Source organism: Pseudomonas sp. R19M (genome assembly GCF_050312585.1).
Classification (GTDB): domain Bacteria; phylum Pseudomonadota; class Gammaproteobacteria; order Pseudomonadales; family Pseudomonadaceae; genus Aquipseudomonas; species Aquipseudomonas palleroniana.
Genome location: NZ_JBNPJV010000069.1, coordinates 1 through 19,069, shown reverse-complemented (window position 1 = coordinate 19,069; position 19,069 = coordinate 1). Strand labels below are relative to the sequence as shown.

The 19,069-nt window shown below is 47.8% G+C and carries 21 protein-coding genes and 3 pseudogenes; 13 read left to right on the top strand and 11 right to left on the bottom strand.

What is annotated here, in order from left to right:
- The first annotated feature begins 589 nt into the window (after positions 1-589).
- A pseudogene (locus ACQRBT_RS14650) lies at positions 590-1,382 on the top strand (IS5 family transposase).
- A gap of 133 nt (positions 1,383-1,515) precedes the next feature.
- On the opposite strand, the gene ACQRBT_RS14645 reads toward ACQRBT_RS14650, so the two are convergent.
- From ACQRBT_RS14645 to ACQRBT_RS14635, 3 genes are read right to left on the bottom strand one after another with little or no spacing between them, the layout of a single operon-like run.
- A complete protein-coding gene (locus ACQRBT_RS14645; RefSeq protein ID WP_412047781.1) occupies positions 1,516-2,163 on the bottom strand; it encodes a hypothetical protein in 648 nt (215 codons plus the stop codon).
- A gap of 5 nt (positions 2,164-2,168) precedes the next feature.
- The gene (locus tag ACQRBT_RS14640) at positions 2,169-5,429 is read right to left on the bottom strand and encodes a hypothetical protein (RefSeq protein WP_412047780.1); all 3,261 of its coding nucleotides are present in this window, start codon (positions 5,427-5,429) and stop codon (positions 2,169-2,171) included.
- Positions 5,426-6,766, bottom strand: a complete 1,341-nt coding sequence (locus ACQRBT_RS14635; protein WP_412047779.1) for a tyrosine-type recombinase/integrase — start codon at positions 6,764-6,766, stop codon at positions 5,426-5,428. The genes ACQRBT_RS14640 and ACQRBT_RS14635 overlap by 4 nt, the downstream gene beginning before the upstream one ends.
- Before the next feature lie 698 nt (positions 6,767-7,464).
- On the opposite strand from ACQRBT_RS14635, the gene ACQRBT_RS14630 reads away from it, so the two are divergent.
- The 4 genes from ACQRBT_RS14630 (at position 7,465) to ACQRBT_RS14615 (ending at position 9,454) form a co-directional block, all read left to right on the top strand.
- The gene (locus ACQRBT_RS14630) at positions 7,465-7,857 is read left to right on the top strand and encodes a hypothetical protein (RefSeq protein ID WP_412047778.1); all 393 of its coding nucleotides are present in this window, start codon (positions 7,465-7,467) and stop codon (positions 7,855-7,857) included.
- A 15-nt stretch (positions 7,858-7,872) separates the two neighbouring features.
- Positions 7,873-8,475, top strand: coding sequence for a hypothetical protein (locus tag ACQRBT_RS14625; RefSeq protein ID WP_412047777.1), 603 nt, complete (start codon positions 7,873-7,875; stop codon positions 8,473-8,475).
- A gap of 225 nt (positions 8,476-8,700) precedes the next feature.
- Positions 8,701-8,892, top strand: a complete 192-nt coding sequence (locus ACQRBT_RS14620) for a hypothetical protein (RefSeq protein ID WP_412047776.1) — start codon at positions 8,701-8,703, stop codon at positions 8,890-8,892.
- Positions 8,893-9,283: 391 nt separating this feature from the next.
- Positions 9,284-9,454: a hypothetical protein gene (locus ACQRBT_RS14615; protein WP_412047775.1), complete on the top strand. Its 171-nt coding sequence runs from the start codon at positions 9,284-9,286 to the stop codon at positions 9,452-9,454.
- 61 nt (positions 9,455-9,515) lie between these two features.
- Here the strand turns inward: ACQRBT_RS14615 and ACQRBT_RS14610 are convergent, their stop codons facing one another.
- The 3 genes and pseudogenes from ACQRBT_RS14610 to ACQRBT_RS14600 all read right to left on the bottom strand — a co-directional run bounded on the left by ACQRBT_RS14610 (position 9,516) and on the right by ACQRBT_RS14600 (position 11,516).
- Entirely contained in the window at positions 9,516-10,202 is a 687-nt protein-coding gene (locus ACQRBT_RS14610; protein ID WP_412047774.1) for a hypothetical protein, read from the bottom strand.
- Positions 10,203-10,429: 227 nt separating this feature from the next.
- Positions 10,430-10,614, bottom strand: a pseudogene (locus ACQRBT_RS14605) (DUF4113 domain-containing protein).
- Positions 10,615-10,988: 374 nt separating this feature from the next.
- On the bottom strand, positions 10,989-11,516 hold the full coding sequence (locus ACQRBT_RS14600; RefSeq protein ID WP_412047773.1) for a ProQ/FinO family protein: 528 nt from the start codon (positions 11,514-11,516) through the stop codon (positions 10,989-10,991).
- 278 nt (positions 11,517-11,794) lie between these two features.
- On the opposite strand from ACQRBT_RS14600, the gene ACQRBT_RS14595 reads away from it, so the two are divergent.
- Complete coding sequence (locus ACQRBT_RS14595; protein WP_412047772.1) at positions 11,795-12,046, top strand: hypothetical protein; 252 nt, start codon at positions 11,795-11,797, stop codon at positions 12,044-12,046.
- A 31-nt stretch (positions 12,047-12,077) separates the two neighbouring features.
- On the opposite strand, the gene ACQRBT_RS14590 is transcribed toward ACQRBT_RS14595, so the two are convergent.
- The 4 genes from ACQRBT_RS14590 to ACQRBT_RS14575 all read right to left on the bottom strand — a co-directional run bounded on the left by ACQRBT_RS14590 (position 12,078) and on the right by ACQRBT_RS14575 (position 13,842).
- Positions 12,078-12,410: a hypothetical protein gene (locus tag ACQRBT_RS14590; protein WP_412047771.1), complete on the bottom strand. Its 333-nt coding sequence runs from the start codon at positions 12,408-12,410 to the stop codon at positions 12,078-12,080.
- A 57-nt stretch (positions 12,411-12,467) separates the two neighbouring features.
- Positions 12,468-12,836 (bottom strand): histone-like nucleoid-structuring protein, MvaT/MvaU family, encoded by a 369-nt coding sequence (locus ACQRBT_RS14585; RefSeq protein ID WP_330552796.1) that lies wholly within the window; start codon positions 12,834-12,836, stop codon positions 12,468-12,470.
- Positions 12,837-12,926: 90 nt separating this feature from the next.
- Positions 12,927-13,313, bottom strand: coding sequence for a hypothetical protein (locus tag ACQRBT_RS14580; RefSeq protein ID WP_412047770.1), 387 nt, complete (start codon positions 13,311-13,313; stop codon positions 12,927-12,929).
- Positions 13,306-13,842, bottom strand: coding sequence for a hypothetical protein (locus ACQRBT_RS14575; RefSeq protein WP_412047769.1), 537 nt, complete (start codon positions 13,840-13,842; stop codon positions 13,306-13,308). The genes ACQRBT_RS14580 and ACQRBT_RS14575 overlap by 8 nt, the downstream gene beginning before the upstream one ends.
- Positions 13,843-14,054: 212 nt before the next feature.
- On the opposite strand from ACQRBT_RS14575, the gene ACQRBT_RS14570 reads away from it, so the two are divergent.
- From ACQRBT_RS14570 to ACQRBT_RS14550, 5 genes and pseudogenes are all read left to right on the top strand, one after another.
- Positions 14,055-14,327: a hypothetical protein gene (locus tag ACQRBT_RS14570; RefSeq protein ID WP_412047768.1), complete on the top strand. Its 273-nt coding sequence runs from the start codon at positions 14,055-14,057 to the stop codon at positions 14,325-14,327.
- Positions 14,328-14,564: 237 nt separating this feature from the next.
- A complete protein-coding gene (locus ACQRBT_RS14565; RefSeq protein WP_258347475.1) occupies positions 14,565-14,699 on the top strand; it encodes a hypothetical protein in 135 nt (44 codons plus the stop codon).
- Between the two features lie 83 nt (positions 14,700-14,782).
- Complete coding sequence (locus tag ACQRBT_RS14560) at positions 14,783-15,331, top strand: hypothetical protein (protein ID WP_412047767.1); 549 nt, start codon at positions 14,783-14,785, stop codon at positions 15,329-15,331.
- 139 nt (positions 15,332-15,470) lie between these two features.
- Positions 15,471-16,064 (top strand): hypothetical protein, encoded by a 594-nt coding sequence (locus ACQRBT_RS14555; RefSeq protein ID WP_427851679.1) that lies wholly within the window; start codon positions 15,471-15,473, stop codon positions 16,062-16,064.
- A 587-nt stretch (positions 16,065-16,651) separates the two neighbouring features.
- A pseudogene (locus tag ACQRBT_RS14550) lies at positions 16,652-17,074 on the top strand (DUF5677 domain-containing protein); the annotation flags it as partial.
- A 29-nt stretch (positions 17,075-17,103) separates the two neighbouring features.
- On the opposite strand, the gene ACQRBT_RS14545 reads toward ACQRBT_RS14550, so the two are convergent.
- Positions 17,104-18,045, bottom strand: a complete 942-nt coding sequence (locus ACQRBT_RS14545) for a hypothetical protein (RefSeq protein WP_412047766.1) — start codon at positions 18,043-18,045, stop codon at positions 17,104-17,106.
- Positions 18,046-18,122: 77 nt separating this feature from the next.
- Between ACQRBT_RS14545 and ACQRBT_RS14540 the strand changes: the two genes are divergently transcribed.
- A complete protein-coding gene (locus tag ACQRBT_RS14540) occupies positions 18,123-18,248 on the top strand; it encodes a DUF7693 family protein (protein ID WP_427851678.1) in 126 nt (41 codons plus the stop codon).
- A gap of 472 nt (positions 18,249-18,720) precedes the next feature.
- On the top strand, positions 18,721-19,014 hold the full coding sequence (locus tag ACQRBT_RS14535; RefSeq protein ID WP_412047765.1) for a hypothetical protein: 294 nt from the start codon (positions 18,721-18,723) through the stop codon (positions 19,012-19,014).
- The last annotated feature ends 55 nt before the right edge of the window (positions 19,015-19,069 follow it).

Here is a 19,069-nt window from a genome sequence, read left to right as displayed (position 1 = left end):
TGGTTAAGTCTTTCGTCTCAACCGAGGCGCGCATTCTACAGCAGCCTCATTTGCTGTCAAGTGATTATTTTCAGAAGTTTTCGAAGATTTCTTCAACAACTTCAACCACTTGCGCTTCCGATCTCTCGTTAGCGGGAGGCGAATTCTACAGACACCAGCAGAGGCGTCAAGCGCTATTTCAAAAAATCGGAATTTTCTTTCTGGGCATCCCCCTCTATCGCTCCCCTCTATATATAGAAAGAGAAAATGACTCTCAGCGAACGCGCTCCGATACTGGAAAGCACGGAGCGAAGCCCACTCGAAAGCGACCAGGAAGCGAAAGAAGATCAAGAGAGGAAAAGAGAAGAAGAAAGACGCGCAAATCAACATGCATCTATAGCGCAACGCCTGGCGTATAGATGGTGTCCCAGGGCCGGTTCGAACCATAATCGGGTCATAACACCCCATGAAAACTAAATTACCAATACTTTTCAATGAGTTGCAATACGCAGTTGCTGCACATTAGAGCCAGTCCATAGCTATGCTCAATCTCACAAGAATCCGCACAAAATCTCTTCAACCATCGATTCCGATAAAATCCGTCACATAACTGCCAGGAGTTCACGGTGTCAAAACAGTATTAAATCTAGGTGCTGGCTGGGACGTGGTTGCAGATTCTTCATTGGAGCCCGCCGTTACAAACGTCAGCGGGCTGATGATTGGATGATGCTCAGGCGCGGCTTAGAGGAACACGCAAAAAAGTTCTGGCCCTTGTTCAACGGTGTATCAGCGATTCCGCGACTGGCGCATTGGCGGATTCTTCGACCGGCTACACATCCGAATAAGCGAACAGCACTCGATTGATCTGGATATCTGGCTGATCGACTCCACGGCCCTACGTGCAAGCCGAGCCTCATCAGGGGCCGTGAATAAAGGCGCCCAAAGCACCGCAGGACTATGCGTTCGCCCGGAGCCGGGGTCGGTATGACAAACAATATTTACATGCAATGTGTTGCAGACGGATTGCCTCCGCCCTTTCTGTTTTCAGTTGGGCAAGCAAGCGATATTGCTTATGCCCAACCCATACTCGGTGCGGCTCACCTTCGGAGTCTGCGCGGGCGTCCTCGCACACACTGCCGGTGCATGCTGGCTCGCAAGGGATACGAAGCCTACGTGTTGCGCCCATACTGGAATCGCTACTGAATGCAGGGCAGCCACCTGTCTACAAAACATGAAGCGCAAACCCAAACCAGGCTTGCCTAGGTTGTTTGACAGCCGGCAATATCATCGAACGTATGTTTGAGTGGCTAAAAGAGGATAACCGCATCGTGAGGTGTTGCGATAAGCTTGTTAAAAGCACTGCTGCCTTGGTCTCTTTGGCCTGTGCGGTGGGGTGTTGGTAAAAAACCACGTCATTCAAAGCCAGGATCCATGGGTACAGTGAACCGTCATGCTTCCCTAGCGTTGTGTGCCCTTCAGACTGACCGGTGAAGGGTTTCGCCAAAGCAACCTTACATTAAATTAATAGCTATATAACTAGCTTTCTGATGGAGCCCGATAGCGCCAATTTAGATACACCGCGATATCTGAGGCCGGCAAAAGCACCCGACGCGCTCTTCCAACGGCGAGCACATCCCCTGTGGCGTCATCAAATTTGCAATAATCTGTACTTAAAAGCAGATCAAAAAATATAGATGTAACCTTGCCCATTGCATTTAACTGATCCCAACCGTTATGGCCATTAGGAATAATATTAGCGACAGAATTCAGTGCCGCTTTATCAGCCTCTAACTGGCTCACTTTTTCTTGTAGACGTTTAACCAATACATTTGACTGTTTCAGTCTCACTTTATAAGACTCAAGTACATTCCCGATGACAGGATCAATGTTTCGCAAGGCGTAATTTTCGAAGCCTTCTCTTTGAAGCATATAGGAATCTATTATTGCGCGATACTTCCCTGCCCTCTTCAACAAGGTGGTAAAGTCCAGCACGCATGGATCCGACGCCTCAGACTTAGTACCTTCTAGATCGTTTGTCATTTTGTCTGATATGAATTTAGCCAGATCTGTTACTTTCATTGCAGGAGTTTTAAACTCACTCATATCCTTAAGTATTGAAATGACTTTCCTAGTCTTTTCATCAACGCAATTCTCTTGCCATGTTGAAAAATTAGATTTGAGCATCAACCCTACTCCTTAGCCACTGCAATAACTGGGACATAATCGCCAATCAACTTATTAGTACGACCGTCTTGAGCCTGCCAAATCGATGCCAAATCTTCTACACCAATACCGCTTTGCTTGAGCATTGATCGAATCATTGAAACCAGCTCAACTGGAGAGTCAGAGACCGTACCTTTAAAAATATCCAGTACGCTTACCTTTCCTGAAAGCAATGAAAGTTTTAGTGCCTTATATTTAGCTCTGGCAACCTCCGAGACCAAGTCAGGAAACTGACTATCTTGATGAAGGCGAGATAAAATATAGAAAGCTGAATCTTCATCTGCGTTGAATTGACGAAAATCCCGCTCTAGAATTTCTGGGCGATATGAGTACAACTTGTCTGGATCAGATTTAAATTTTTCTGCAGCCGCGACCAAATGGTCTCTACACCAAATCCAAGCCAGGAGATCTCCAACTACAATCTCTAGACGGTTATCCACCTTAATTAATTCATGTTGGTTTTTCTCTGGAATCCGGTCGGCATATTCATGCAATGATCGAACTTCATCTGTCAAATTAATCACCTTGACTTCTATTGCCTCAAGATTATCAATACCCTTGACAGCATAAATACAAAAGCCGCACTTGTTTTCAGTCCCAGCTGCTTTCATCTCATCTGTACAATCTCCGTTCCTAGTGCAAATATGGGTGGGGTAGTGCGCAAGTCCTGAGTGATATCCCTGCGCGATTCGTTGCACTCCATCAAGTTCTTTATCGCTTCCCGTCGCTGAAATCGAAATACATCCAAAATCGTGAACAGCTTTTCGTGCATCTGCAGCCAGTGACTTACGAAAAGTTGACCCTTCTAGTGCCGGATCTATCGAAGTGCCGCCCCATATCTGTTGAACCCCAAGTTCAAGATGGCGTGATATTTCTGCCTTATCCTCATCATCCAGCTTTCTGTAATATCTTACGACTGCCTCGGATTTATGTGCAGTCTTAAATCTGCCGACATCTTTAGCAGACAGATATTTTGACCAGCTATTAACGGTACTAGAGCGAGTATGATGAGGGGTCATATCTGTAACTAAGCTTAGGGGACAAAATAGATCACCCGCCTTTGTGCGATTTTCTTTACCCGCATTGACCTTATCACCATAAGCAAAACCCTTAGCCTTGAGTTCAAAAAGTTTACAACTGAGACCATGATCATTGAGAAAAAAGTTAAAATCGACAAGAAATTTTACATACATCTCACTATAGGCATTATCTGTTCTAGGTAGCCCAGAGGCAAAACTGCTTGAAAATAAAGGTTTAAATTTTGCTTTCTGTGTATCCACATTTCCACGATAAAAAACTTCTACTTTAAAGCTCTCAAGATCGACTAAAGATCTAATTTGACGTTGATACCTTAAGGCCTCAAGTGTCTGCAGTGCAACGTAGGATTCCACTGGAGTTTTTGACACTTTATCTACGGCAACATGTAATTTAAAAGCCACCAACCCGGTGCCTTCAACAACATTTTTATCAAAATTTATGCAAAGCCAGCGTACACTCTGATGTCTAAGACCACTGTCTACTGCAGTCAGAACATGTATAGCATAGTGAGGATAGAGCAGCGTGAGATAATTATTATTAGAAAGCGGTATGTTCCAGCGCTCTAGAAAAACGCCTGGAATTTTCGAAATTATGAACCGACGACCACTCCAATAAAATGAGTTATCCCACCCTAGCCTCTGTGCAAGGGCTGTAAAATCTTTTTCATTCGTTATGGAAATATCACCAGATATTACGCAATCGTTAATCAATTTAATTGCATTAACTATGGTCGCCAAGTAATTCAAAGCTATTGAATACTGCCATTTTGTAAAGGGTCTTGCTTTGCTCTCACCCCTGCTGTTTGACGGGGGCATATCCATTTCATGAATAGGATTTACAAAACCTTCATATCCATGAACGTGTTGATACTTAGCCTCTACCCAAGAAAAGAAATTTTTGAGCTGCAGGATCGTTGCATAGGGTGCAGTCTCGACATCGTCATCAAACATTTGAGTAAGAAAGGTTTTGAACGATGGAGGAGCTCCCGTTACCGGGTCAGCCGGTGAAATAAAAATATTAGAAATATCTTTCGGACAAGATGGATAGTTGTAGCTCCATGTGACTCCGTTAATGGAGTACCATCGAGGCAAAAACTCAAAAAGATATAGATTAAATTGGGCTATTCCAAGGGCACTAACCTCTTCACGCTCATATGCTTTTTCTCTAAGATATCTAATCTGGCTTTTCAACCAAAGATCCAGAGTCCCCGTCAAGAGTTCACGCCATGGGGCGAAGAGATCAACCGTCGACATGCGTCTCGGGAGATAATCTCGTTTAATCCAGACTTTTACGAAATTGTATAACTCATCTACCGAGGCTACCGAGTCCTGAGACCCAGAAATTTTTCTTTCCCTTATTTCTGAAGGGGTAGAACCATTGCGTCGAAAGCGTATCGCCTGCTCTAGACGAGGCAAAAACTCATCCAGAGTAAAGGGAACTCGATCACCGTAGTAGTGGCATACATACTGCATAATAGCTCTAGTGGGAATTTCGGCAGTGAGCAATCGCGCTCCCATTGTGTAGGTCAAGTGAATCTCAATAACATCATCTATATCTATTTGCTCAGGCCTGGTAACTCCGCACATCCAAAATAAACGAGTCCCATACTGCGCAATTCTTTCACAAACCTTTTTGGGTACTCCTGACCAAAAATCACTTGCAGCAAGCTTATATCTAGAGGAAATCAAGAATCTCATAAGCTCTGGATATGTTTCAAAAGCAAAATCTGTTCGAGTTCCAGGAGCCCCATCGCCTGAATTGGAAGATAATGCGCCAAAATTCGCTGGAATCGAAATAAGACCATTTTTATAAAGCATTACAATCGTCAGCCAAAGTCCGCGCCTGACCCAGGTATACACGGACTTCTTGTAGTCTTTCTTAGATGGGCCCAAGATCATACCCATGTCTAAATTTTCTTGATCACTGCCTGCCGCAACATATTTAAACACCTCGAGCACCCAATCAAATGTATAACTAACCTCTGCCAGCCTTGGCGCATAAACGAAATACTTAATAAAGCTAACCTGGCATGATTCCGGCCCAGCTGTGATAGTATCGTACGACCAATGCTTCCCTTTCCCATATTCACTTTGTATAAACTGCGCTGCTTCTGCAACACTAGCTTTGATAGCAGAGTCAACATCTGCATCGCCACCGATCCAGACGGGCATATCAGTATGATTAATCATGACTTTAACATCTCCGGGTGATAGCCTATTTTTTTGTAACCCTCCTCAATATCCGCATGAGCTGTGCTTCTATCTAGATGGTCATAAACCAGAGTGCTTTCGAGTTTGACATGCGATACCAAATCGCTTGCGACTTCTACTCCGAGTCCTCGCCCATCACCTACAGGTACCTCATGGATAAGAAAGGTGACATAGCAGTGCCTAATATCGTGGGGCGACACATTGACAATGTTGTATCTCTTAAGTAAGCGCTTGAACATCTTACGAATAACCCCCTCAGATGCCAAAGCCAATGGCTGCCCACGTGTTTTGCCTTTCAGTACACGAAAAACAAACTTATGAGTTACCCAGCGCCTACTAGCATCAAAAACAGGATACTTATCTGAAACAAGTAACTCCGAATACGAATCCCAAAAGATCTTGTCGAATGGTGGTATAAGAAAAACCGAGTTATTTTTTCTTCCTTTCCAGCGCAGGCCGGATACTTGAGACACCGACAACCCCATTTCATAGTAAAGGCTTGGCCTATTACTCGGATCTATTGCCAGTACGCTATTCGCATCCGGGTCAATGTCTATTGTCAGAGTCTGAAGTGCTTCTGAAATTCTCTCCCCCCCTGCCGCAAGCAATGCCAAAAGACAGCGGTCTCGGACGTTTTTTATTTCGGGCAAGATCTCCAATAGCTTGTAGAAATCAAGCCGTAGCTCTCCGATATAATGCCGCGCAGACCCACGATAATATTTAGGTAGCAAATTAACGTAACTAGCCTTTATTCCACCAGATATGCAACCAGCAAGAAATGAAGTCTGATATATCCGCTGGGCATTTGATCGACTAAATTCCATGTAAGACTTGTATGGAACTCCAATTCCTGGCTTGTTACCTCCCTGCCCCAAAAGAGTCATTTTCGGAATTGTGCCATGCACAAACTTGTCTGAAACCTCAAATGCAAATTTCAAAGCAGATCGATATACATTGACAGTACGTCTTTTTACCAAGCGGCGATTGAGCCTTACGCATACCATCCTGATTACTTCATCATCTGAGTTGCAACCCACAGTCAACGATTCGAAGAAAACATGCACAACATCCTCATACTTCATCTCGCCTGCTACTTTACCTAGCAGCAAAGAGCAAATTACGTACTCCACGACGAAATCTAAGTATCGAGCTAATGCTCCAACATATGAATTCACTGTTAGCCTTGCCCGACCAATAGCGATAAGGGCACTACAGTATTGCTCCACCCCTGACACTACTACTCTGTCTGGAATCGACTCAATAACATATGTTTTCACACTTTTAACTACTGCAGGAACCATTTTGAAATTTTTCATAGCGCCTCCACATTGGGCTAAAGCTACTACGAAAAAAACCAGCACCACAAGAACTTTTCCTCTTAAAAAACATGAAGAAATAACAATCCAGCGCTTCTTTTTATGTCAATTTTTAAGAATCATTATTTGCAATAATACATATAAAAACTCAGATCACGGCACCTTGGCATCCGGCGCAGACCAAGCAGACCAAGGTCTACGGCCAAACATCAATAGCATCCTTTCCATGTCAATATTCCTAATAGTATCAATATCAAAAACTCATTTATTGATATGAAATATTTTTGTTAATCTTAGTTAAAATATAGTTTTCGAGGAATTGAGAAATGCGGTTGTGAATCGAAACATTGAGCTGCGGTGGTTCTTGCGGGCGACCTTCAGCCAGCCCGCGTTTCCGGCGACGAGCCGGCATTGCGCCACATATTGACCTTTCCACTGTAGGCACTGCGTCTCATTTACAACATGCGCCGGGTCTTTTTGACGAAGACTTGGATTCATGGCGAGAGTCGGCGACCGGTTCTACGCCTATTCCATAGATGCAGGTGCTGACCCCCAGGGTGGAAAATAAAGTTTTTGCGTGCCCTGCCGGGACGGCTGTCGTAAATCAAGCCCGGCGATGCTCGCCGTTGTCCTGACCCTGCCGGGCTTCCATCCTCACGTCTGCGCGCTCCGCTTGCTTGTAGTGATCAGACTTTGGCTTGGATGCCCCCCCGCCTGCAAACAAACGTCGCATCAGGCTCAAGGTTTTCCAAAACCAACCGTTTGTCATAGGTATGTATCCCTTCGAGCGAATCGCTTTGATCCCACCAACCGATGACTACGCACAGCATTTGAGTGCCGCCATTTCGTTCCCCAAGACGATCCTAGGCAACCGCCAGCACGCTGCCTGGCAGCGTCTGATCAGCGTCATCAAGTCCTCAGAAACCCTTTCTGCATTTGATAAAGCAGCAGCCTATGTAGAGGGCTACGCACATGCGCTGATCGACATCGACCAGATCGACATTTCCATCGAACGAGATGTGTTGATCATCGAGACTGTCGACGCATGGCGATGCGCCCGTGTTGGCTCCAGCACCTCCACCTATTTGTAGCCACCAGTGAGTACCATGACTTCTATTTTTCAACGCTATACCGACGAGGAACCGTCTAAATTACGCATCCAGATGCCGCAGCGGGTTCTGGCTACAACCGTCAGTCATTACCCAATTGATGTTCTGGTAGGCCACTGGGAAATGTATCTGGTTGACTCCTCCTCCGCTCACGATAGGTTTCCATGGGCTGGACGATTTGTCATGGGTATGCCCGTACCCACCTGGGCGCGCGGATTGGAGTGGAACGTAGGCCAGCAGGCTCGTTTTATTAGCGCTGTTTGGTCAGGGGCAGACTTGGGAAGCTACCTTACAAACGATTGGTGCGAGCCGGCGAGCACTGGCAGGGCATTGGCGGAGAACAGCGAGATTCTGGTCGATGGTCAGCAACGTCTGCACAGCCTGGAAGAGTTTCTCCTAGACCGGTTGGCGATTCCTGATGCACAAGGACAGCCTAGAATTTGGTCTGAGCTCGGCAATGGCGAGCGGAAGCGTTTTTTTTCCATGATCTTTCCCCATGCAAGGGTGTCTTCCGGCGACGAAGTTGCATTGCGCAAAACGTATGATCTTTGCGCTCAGGGCGCTGTGTCACGATCATTTGATCAGCGCACCTTTCGGTAGTCATCGACGCTACCGTTGTTGTGGCATGCCCTAGGACGGACGGCTGTCGTGAACCAAGCCCTGTCTACGACAGGGCTTGGCCCTTCGGGCTTACATCCTCATGCCCTTCGACCCTCCTGGTCTGCACGCTCCGCTTGCGTGTTGGACGAGCTCACGCCTAGCTTGGAGATTACCTGCAGCTCCCACATACTGATCTCGCATCGATTAGAGAATGGGAGCTAGGCAATGCCGTGGTTTTTTTGGAAGGACAAACGCCCTGAATGGGTTCAAGCCGAAGAACGAAATTTCATCAAAGCCGCGAACGGCCTGAAGACACTTCAGGTGACACCACGAGGCGGCATGAGAATCGACCCGGAAGAACTCAGGGATCAAATCCTTGCAGCCCGTGAACAGTACAAAACTCTGGTGAAGCAATAGCTCTACCGAATGTTCAACAAAACTGGGTTCCTCACACCGCGAAGATCAGGCTTTATAAGGAAGGTCAGGGTATCCAATGACGTTCGACTTACCGGCACCATGGGCGCCATACCGGCGATTATCGACGATATAGATTGAGGTCGTTAGCTCATACTGCATGCGCTCAAACACTCGGTTGAGAGTCGGATGGGCATTCGAATCCTTCACCCTCGACGTAAAAGCTCATGGCCCAGAGCTAAGGGCACTTGTACGCCGCAATAACAATAAACTGTATCGTCATCGTCCGTCTTGCTCATCGGATTTCACCTAGTCGTTTGACACCGCTTCCCACTAGACCGGTAACCGTGAAGCAGAAGTCCGAGCGAAGCAGATCAGCTCCGCCTAGCTGAACATGGCTGACGAGATCGCCGGCATGCAGCAGGTGGTGAATGCTCTCCATGGATTGAGCCTTCTCACTGGGGAGCGCCGCTCAGCAAAATTGGAAGAGCTGCAGGAGCGATACGCCGGTACACCGATAGAAGACTTAATCATCCGGCTGTTCGGCAACCCCACCGTTAAATGATCAGAAAATCCCTAGCGGAAAGTAACCTCTGAACTCTAGACCAGCGCCAAACCCTAGCAGCTCACTGATTTTTGAAGTCTCGCCTAGGTAATAAGTGTTGCTCAATTATGGCCGAGCAACGTGAAACGAATTCTGCCTTCTTCTTTGGATCGTCATCATAAATCCCCTTAAAGGACTGCATCATATCTTGAGCGTAACTTTTTCCACTCAGCCTTCTAGCGGATATAAGGCGATATCGTCCACCAAGATTTTGCCCAACGGATAGAGTATATATTGTACCGCTTACCTTTTTTAATGGGAAGTTCAGCCGCCCCCCTTCAGGCCCCGCATTTAGATCTGAGAATATTACAGTACGATAACCGTCTTTCTCGTTCGGACAGGGGACGCTTAAAGTGCCAAATAATTCCGAATAGCTCACAACCTCTCGAAACCCTAGTCCGTGCTTGATGATATTCGCTCCATTTTTCACTGGGTCAAACTCATAAAACTCACTATTTGAATTGATATGGCCACCACAATTGTAGAGCTCTACTCTCTCAGGAACCAAAATCTTGAGAGCAAAACGACTACAATCCACCCACTCATAAAACCCGCACGAAATCTGACGCTTTATTATGTTGAAAAGAAGCTGCTTCCGTTTTATCGGAATACTATAGCCTACAGCCCTCTCCAAAAATTCATCTTCGGAAATATCTTGAAGAATTTTACGAGCTTCCTCGCAAGGCACACCATCATAAAGCCCACTCATATCGAACTTCCGCCCATCCATCAAGTTTTTATTTAAAGCGAAACAACTATCCCACCTCGGTTATAAGCTGCCATATAAAAACTCGACAAATCTATGCAGCTAATGGCTACGAGGGGTGGCCCCATCGAGCGCACCCTGCTGATAGTCCGTCACCGCCTGGAACTGAGTTTCCACAATCATCCGTAATCGCTCCATTTCCGTCCGAACCCAACAACCTCACTCGAATTTCAATTCATCGAAAATCCATCCATTCGGCTATGATTTAAATGTAATGATTCAATTTTACAGTACACCGTCCAAAGCTCATCAACGCGTGTGGTAAAGCTCTGACTCATCATCTCCCGCCGCACATCCCAGCAAGCCGCACCGTCCCCCTGCCCCACCTGCCGTTCACCGCATCGAACATACCCATGAGCTTTTCGGTCGACTCCGGCTGAGGAGCCGCGAACAGGTCACCCGTGATTTGCGTTCGGCTGGCTAGCGACAGGGAGCTCACCAACTGCAGTAGCTACCGCCCCTGCGCAAGGGGCATTAGAACGTCGCAATACACAGTGTCGTCATCGTCCGTCATTCCCATCGGATTTTCTCCACCAATCATCGCTAGCACCACTTGCGGCCCCGAGGAAGTGGTGCTGCGTAGGCTCGGTTCACCATAGCCGCCCGCGAAAGAGGCCCACCAAGGCATTGACCAAGCCCTCCTCCCTCGGATGCTGCTGAGAGAGGCCATGCTAATGAACGACAAGCGTCTCGTCGAGATTCCTGCTCCCCATCGCATCTAGACAAGATTCAGTTCGTATCCCGCTCCACTGTGGCAACGGCAACGGCAACGGCAACGGCAGCGGGAGCCTGGGCACCCTCTTTCAGCTTCGCACGATGTCGGCGGTCTTGACCGCGTTGCCGCGAGGCTTGCTGCTTCGCATGCATAGCTTGAGTCGCGGTTACAATACCAGCTGGTTGACCACTCAAGTCCAAGCGCGGTGCATTCTCCACCATGCAGGCCCAGTATCGAGCACCCCGACACCAAGTAGAGATCCCTAGCTTCAGCTGTTCAGTGGTCAACCCGAGCAACTCCACGTGCTGCTCAGCATCCTTGAGAATGCCTTCTTTCAGCGGAACCTTTGGGGCCGGGTTGACAGGGAACGCCAGTGGAAAATGCTTCTGTAACGGCCAGATCGCCTCCACCGCTGGATCCTGAATACGAGGCTTAACCTGCGAGGAGGACTTGCGCTTAGGCTGTTTAGCGCTATCTGACTTTTGCGGCTCTTTTTCAGCCCGCAGGCGGTCACGGAGCTCAGCTAGTTGTTCAAAACCCATCGTTATATTCACTGCTCGAAGGTTGATTGCGGGGTGCAAGGATATTCCATGCAGCGCTTGGGAGCAGCTGAGACAGGAAGAATCGCATCGGGCTTGGTAGATGCTTAGCCTCATCGCGCGCGCAGCATTGGCTGTTGATATGCACGCCCCTTCTCGGTTATTAGTAGGCAGCCGAGTCCGACGGGGCGCAGACGTGTTTGAATGGAGTCAGGAACATCATTAGTAAAAAGGGTCGATCTGCAGGCGCACAAAAACGCGCGCAGGAAAAAGCTAAGGACATGGCGAAAGCTGAAAAGCGACGCAAGCTTGAGAAAGAGCGAGCGGACGTTCAGCGGAAAAAGACGGCCCAGCTCCTTCGAAGCGGAAAGCTGAAGCTCAAAAAAGCCAAGCCCCAGACGGGCTTATTCGCCCTCTTCTCTTCACAGCCTAATCAGCCAGCAATCAGACGGATTGATGTGGTGACGGATCAACATACCACCATCAAAAAAGTACCGAATCAGTATCGTCTTGAAGGCGACACTGGCTGGTAATCCATCTGAAGTCATATGTCCACCGAATCGCTTATCTAAAAGCCTTATCGATTAGCAATATAAATCCCGAGCCTAGCTCAGTCGGGTCGATACCAGGTCGGTTGGAGAATTGGTCACCGGTGATGTCAACGATCAGTCCATCGACTTCAAACCAGGCATGTGAGGCTCCGTCCTTCATCCCGCAAACGTAGAAGAATTCGCCGATCCCCACGGTGTTCAAATAGTCGCCCATGAGCTCAGAAATGATTCCGCAGCATCCGCGTGGGAAACCTTGGATGTGCATGGGAACATTGCCCGTCTCTACGGCTATCTCGACTGCTAACCTGAAGCTCGTTGCCAGTTCAAGCGCTGCTGAACGAAGCATTTCCTAGCCTCCATAAAAAAGGGCCCCGCAGGGCCCTCCATTTGTACTCAACAGATGTTACTGGGCCAGCCAGCTCTCGACTGTGTCGGAACCGTGTTCGGCTTTCCATTCCTTCAGCACTTTGTGATTGCCACCCTTGGTCTCAACCACTTCACCCGAATGAGGGTTCTTGTAAACTTTAACTGCGCGAGCCTTGCGGGTGCCCTTGGTTTCAGCGGCTGCAGGAGCGCGGCGGCTAGAAGATTGCGGGTCGAGAATCGCGACGATGTTGCGCAAGCTGTAGCCATACTCGCCTAAGAGATCACGGAGCTTCTTTTCAAACTCGATCTCGCGCTTCAGCCCATCATCGTTTTTCAATGTTTCAAGCTCTGCCAATTGGGCAGCAAGCTGCTGTTCAAGCGCGCGGAATTCAGCAAGACGGGACATGGAGCACCTCAGATATTCAGTGGTGGCAGTATAGTCAGCGCCGTCAACTGTAGACAATCGAAGGTGCGTCTGAGGCTAAACGCTGGATGCTCACCTTGCTGACCTGTGAGCATCCAGGTGCCGCATTTCAAACTGCCATTGAACCAGGAATTTTTCCCAATCATGAGCGTACGGGCCAATGGTCAAGCGCGTCGACCCAATGCTCGCTTGCAGAAAACGCTCGCGCCAGGGCTGCGGAATACTAGCCTCGTTCACAATGTTGATGCCTGAGCTATGGCGCTCAATCTGAACTGCTTTACGGGCAGCATCGATATCAAGGCCTGGATGACTATGGTTTAGGTCGACGCGCTCCTGGCCTTCGATGTCGTCTAGAACATCGACAATCGCGGCAGCCTTTGGATCACCCGGTATCAAGTGCGACAGTGTCCAGAGCGCTTTGCGCCTGACAGACTCACGCGCACTAAGATCATCATTCATGTCCAATGCCTCGATTTGAACCAGTTGCCAGCCGACGATAAAGGTTGGCCAGGAGACGAGCATCCAACAGCGCGTGGTGTGGAAGTTCTGGAAGCACCAAGTCGCCGATATCATCCGCTTCGAGATGCCTGAATAGCAGGATCAGGTTAGTCGCGCGATTGGCAACGTTACTTGGCCAACGATGATCTACGTAGGCTAGTTGGCAGAAGAGATCCCAATCCCATTCTGGAGCATCGGAGCAAACCTCGAGGGGGCCTTCCAGATCACTTAGGAAAGCGAGCAGTGAGGATTGGGCTTCGACCAAGGTTTGCCCGTGCGCCGCTAGGTTGAGCTGAGGCAGCACGTTCAGGATCACGAAATCGCTGCAGTCCCCCACTAGATATGTATCTGTGAGCTCGACGTAAAACTCGTGCCCGGCTTCGGACACGAGCGCCCAGGAAATCAGCTTCGTATCTCGGTTCAGCTGTGTGAACTCACAGTCCAAAAATAGCTTCATCTGCTCCTCCCTGTGAGTACCTGGTTCATGCATGCCGGTGTACCTTTGGCAAAACGACCAAAGCCGACTGGCTTCTTTTAAGACTTTAACCTATTGCCCTGACGAACCTACGCCTGCACTCACAGCAAGGGAGGTTTGCCAGGTGCTGCGCGATGCCGTCTTGGGAGGCGCATGATGGTTACCCTGGTGGACGAGAGGCATTGATCGCATGGGCTTGATGGCCGAATTATCGCATCGATGTATAGATGCCCAAGATCTTCTTTTATTTTGGGAAACCCGCCCAAAAAGGCCCATTTTCTGCGGCCTATGATTACCTCTCACATGACGAGGTACTGAAGATGTTTGATTTTCTGAAAAAAAGACGCGAGACCGAACAGCAGCGCAAAATCAAACGAGTCATGGATGCTCAGGAAGCGGTTTTGGCTCTGTATGAGACGTCCACGCCGATCACTCTGCAGGAGGAACTCAATGCCGTTGCTAAAAGTTTTGAGCAAGGACGGCGCGATGATCGAGAGTGATTTGGAGTGACATAGTAATACCAGTTTTGGCATTCACGGGTCGCTCAAGGGGGTAATGAGGAGTAAATTAGGGGTAATTCGTATACCTCTCATTGCCCCCTGAAAAGCTCTAAATTATCTTTTAACCACATGATATATAACGTATTTTCTGCAGCTAGAAACTATAGGCCTCTCTAGAAGCAACCCTGCGCCTTGAAGTACAAAGGAGCCAACGTAGAGCACGCAGGGTTAGCAACCATGTTGGAATTAGCTAAAGAGATTGTAAGTAGCGGGCCTTCGGGAGTTATCGCCTTGCTGGCATTCGCAGCATTCGGCGTAGCTTGGAAAGCTCTATCAGTGCTGGAATCAGTGAAAAAGAAGGACAAGGAATGAGGCCCTGGTCGAAAGTGCCGGCATGGTGGTCTGATGAGATTGCGCTCCTTCGAGGAGGGGCTCATGCAGGTCGGTCTCAGGCGATGCTTCGTGTCGTCTTCGCGCTGGCGACAATGACCCCTACGGCGAAGACATACACAGTCGTCTCCTCTGTCAGCGAGCTGATGGAGCGCACAGGATTAAGCCGGCCAATGGTTCGCCAGGCCTTGGTTGACGTGGAAGCGCGGGGGTGGATTCGACACAAGCCTGGTGGAGGCAAGCTCAAATCCGAGTACACGCTGGCATGCCCACATTTCGAGGCAGAAAAGGACGGCTACTACTACAAAATCCCAAACAAAGAGGTTGTTAAGAACCTTCCGAAGATCTCTCGCCGAGGGGAGAAGGCGCTTGCGGCGCTTAAGATCTACGCCGTGCTACTGATCGTCCGACCGAATCAAGCAAGGATCTCGAGCATCAATGTCGAGAACTTGAGAAATAAGGCTGCTGTGCAGTGGACTTCTCTAAGAGACGGCTTATCGATCCTCGCTACGCACGGCATGATCGTTGTCGATAAAGCCCCTGGTGATGATGGTGAGTACGTGAAAAACCAATACGTGATCAAGGGGGACATTGTTAGAGAAATCCCGGCATGATCCATGGCAGCGCTAGGTGAGGTAGTATTGTCGCCGGATGACGTGTGGAGACGCGAGATGAAGGCCCCCAGAACGATATGCCAAGCTGATCTACAATTTGACCACATAGCAATCGGGCTATGTGGTCAAAGGAGGCGAAATGAGTTCTTTCGACGCTACTTGCAGCTGTCATCTAGACTTCCTGATAAACCAGTTTTGCATAGCTTGCGATGGTAGCAAGGTACGCAACAAAGATCGCGAAGCTACTATTCTCCGTAATCGAGACAGAAAGCTTCCAACACAAATTGAGTATTTGGAATTTGACGGCGGTCACTGCAAGCAGAAATATAAGTCTTTAACCGAGGATTGGCAGTGCCCGTGTTGCAACCGGACTAGATTCCAGTTGCTTCGCTGGACTATGAGATTTCCTAAAAGCCCATCACGGTTTGAAGGTTGGGTTGTTGGTCTTCATACACATCATGATCATGCCAGTGATGCCTATGGAGGGATGTATACCTTTCAAGGAGCTGCAGCCGCAAGATTCGCCCCGGTAATAATTTGCGAACAGTGTAATTCCGCAGATTCCTCAGCAAAGAAAAAGCTACGACTGCCTGAAAACTTTACCTTTACCCCGATTGAGATTAAAAGCTTTATTTATCCCACTGCACACGGTTGGCACATTATAAATTACACGGTAGCACAGGATGTGTATAACAAATTCGTAGCGTCGAGGGCTTTACCAAAATTCTTTTGAGTCAATTTGGATGGAGTTTAATTTATTTTCAAAAAAGGCTCAATTGAATGGCCAGCTTGGTGATGACGACACTAAATAAAGGACAACTATAAGAAAACATAATGTCCAAAGTCTTTACCTTTATCATCGACCTTCTTAACATCATTCTTCTGGCCGTCAACATCACTGTAGCCATCGTTCCATCTACCGTACCTACAACTCAACCAATCCCGATCATCCTGATCACCTACCACCACTGTTAATACTACCCCACCCCCGGCTCAACTGGGTGGCTAGGTTCCGACATTGCGTTTGATCCGCAGGAAGAAGGGAGCATCTGCCTAGTAATGCTTGAATACAGGCCACGCCTTCCTCAGCTTTTGCTAACCTAGCTGATTATTAAATCACCAGGCAGGGAGATCCATTTGAGCACCGAAGCGACAGGGGTTACCGGATTTAGCATCCATGGATTTTTGACTAGCGACATACAGGAAACGATTGATCATGTTACTGGAGAAAATCCAGAGTGGTTTTCTCTGCTCAGGGATATCAACCAGCTCCTGCAGAAAATAGTTATTTCAGGATTTGAAAGGCATCATGGCAATACCATGGATGTGAAGGTGCTCACAATGTTCTCTGCCCTGAGGTCACTAAGCAATTTTCAGTCAGCTATTATGAACCTTGAAAGAGGCATGGTAGTAGAAGCAAGGATCATGGCTAGGTGTCTTTATGAAAACTCATTTTGTATCGGCGCCTTGGTAGACAATCCTGATACATTTATCCCATTACTAAAACACGACAACGTAGCTGCAAAGCGGGGTCAGGCTGTAGCATTGAAAGAAGGCAGCTACTCTTTAACTGCCGACATTGAAGCAGCGATGGATGAGCGGATATCTGGAGACAAGGGGAAGCACTTGAAGTGGAAATATATTGCCGAATTGTCTTCGCTCTCTAGTAATTACCTTATGTACAAGCATCTTTCTGACGACGCTATGCACTATTCAGCCTCTTCGCTAAAACGCTATATAGTCTCCGACAAAGAAAGTAATACCTGGAGTGGTTATAGGTTTGGGCCCGCTACAAAAGATGAGGTGATTCGTGCAGCTAATTTTTGTGTGTCACCTACCCTGGCAATCATGATTGGCTTTCTCGAGGCAACAGACGATACATCATATGATAGAGAGGTAAACCTGGTGCTGGACAGATTTACCTCTATCACCTCCAAGGGCTTGTGAGATTTAATCTGCTTATCTGATTCGAATGTTGTGATAAATATTCTTTTCCCGTCAGGTGTTCTCATGACGATGCCACCATTTCGTAGTACCTTGGCATCGTCAATTTTCTCTAGCAACTCTTCTCTTTTATCTTTGTTAGTTTTATATATTGTGCCAACCGACTTTCGATATATGGCATCATACATATCATTCATTAGCTCTACATGTTCACCAAGAATGACTTTTAGATCTACTTCGGTATGTTGCAGGGTTGTATTGTTGTAGTAATCACAGCGCATACCTGAAAGGGTAAATCTAACTGGAACAAAGCTTTCAGTGTTTCCAGCCTCGCGATTAGCATAATCGACACTATGCGCGCCAAGTTTATTCCTGACTTCACGTACCTGAAGGTTTGCCACTTTGCTCTCGATGTCACGAAGGTTCATGACATTTGCAATCCGGTGTAGGTTGAGAAGGGCTTGTTGCTGGATGTACGTGGCGTTCAATACGCCATACAAGCGGATGTATTTTTCCCCGAAGTCGTCATACTTCGTGGGGCCATCAAGGCCATACTTGCAAAAATGCTCAATGCCTAAAAGGCTGTCGTTGATAATGTCCATCGATGAGCAAATGAAGCCCCAGTCTTCGGGCTTTGTAAGCTTGAGCGCAGATTGAATAAAGACCTCGAAGTCGCCGTGATCAGGCGTGTGCCGCATCGCTTTTTCGTTGATCAGTTCGCGGTATGCTTCGTTGTAGTGATGTAGCGCTTTGAAGAGCTGTTCGATCATCAAATTGGACTCCCTCTTGACTGTTCAGACTACATCAATGCATCGAGGACACCAATGTAGCTATCAGGTAGAGCATTATGATCTTCAACGACTGTGATGAGCTCGACTACTGCGAAGCGTGTGTGAGCCCGGATGCACGCCGCTGGTCATTCAACTCCGGAGATCGGTTTGGCACAAATCCCATTGCGCTGCTATCTGTGTGAAGGCATCAGCCGCTTGAGAACCTGCTGAATGCGCTCTGAAAACCACATCCAATGGTGAATGCCTTGCTGGGTTGGCTGTAGTGAACCAAGCCATGTCTTGACCCGAGAAGCTTCAACATTCACGCCTTCGGATTCGCCGGCTTGGCTCACATGAATAGAGAGGGAATTCATGACCTGCATCTTGGTTGGCTAGGGCATCGGCGGGTGGACGACCAACAGGTTTGAGATCTGCGACACCCTCCAAGATCGCTTCGATTCAGACAGACACAAGTCTCCCAGATCGGCTTCACCACCATGCGATGTGAAGCACTAACCTGTTAGTCGGGGCTTTCAGGTATGCAGCGAAGCTGGATCTAGTACCAAAGCAGATTGATAACGACTACTATTCCTCCCTAGCAGTAATAGCCACACGAAATCAGAAATTACTAAATTCCAAACACTGAGTGTAGCTTAGCAAAACGGAGGTTGCAGCATGAACATTTACGGCTCCGATGATAAAAAAAAGGTTTTCAAATTAACCTTTGACGACATTGGGGAAAACTTTTTAAGCGCGGTTATTCTTAGCAAATTAGAGATGGACTCCGACCAAGAAACTACAGAGATCGAGGTAGAATTAAGCGATATTTTTTACCTCGATATAAACCCGCCCCAGCATGAAAAATATGAAATTTCGGTACCATCTAAGAGTGCCATAGCCTCAGATATAGAAAACCTTTTTCATATGATGCTTGGAATGGAAAAACCTGAATCGCCCCTAGTTTCGTAGACACCTCCAAGCCTTAAAATGAGGCCCATTAGGAGGTGCCATGAGCAACCAGCGT